The sequence below is a fragment of the Fictibacillus fluitans genome (assembly GCF_030418125.1).
GTDB lineage: Bacteria > Bacillota > Bacilli > Bacillales > Fictibacillaceae > Fictibacillus_C > Fictibacillus_C fluitans.
This window is the reverse complement of sequence record NZ_JAUHTR010000045.1, coordinates 1-411: the sequence shown is the minus strand read 5'-3', so window position 1 is coordinate 411 and position 411 is coordinate 1. Positions and strand designations below refer to the sequence as shown.

Below are 411 nucleotides of genomic sequence, written 5' to 3'. Positions count from 1 at the left end.
AATTAAGGATAAGCCCTCGACCGATTAGTATCTGTCAGCTCCACGTGTCGCCACGCTTCCACACCAGACCTATCAACCTCATCATCTCTAAGGGGTCTTACTCACTTGACGTGATGGGAAATCTCATCTTGAGGGGGGCTTCATGCTTAGATGCTTTCAGCACTTATCCCGTCCACACGTAGCTACCCAGCTATGCCCCTGGCGGAACAACTGGTACACCAGCGGTGTGTCCATCCCGGTCCTCTCGTACTAAGGACAGCTCCTCTCAAATTTCCTGCGCCCGCGACGGATAGGGACCGAACTGTCTCACGACGTTCTGAACCCAGCTCGCGTACCGCTTTAATGGGCGAACAGCCCAACCCTTGGGACCTACTTCAGCCCCAGGATGCGATGAGCCGACATCGAGGTGCC

1 rRNA gene is annotated in these 411 nt (G+C 55.2%); it reads right to left on the bottom strand.

The features are described 5' to 3' along the window. Positions 1 to 4 precede the first annotated feature (4 nt). Positions 5 to 411: ribosomal RNA gene (locus QYB97_RS25125) — 23S ribosomal RNA — on the bottom strand; the annotation flags it as partial.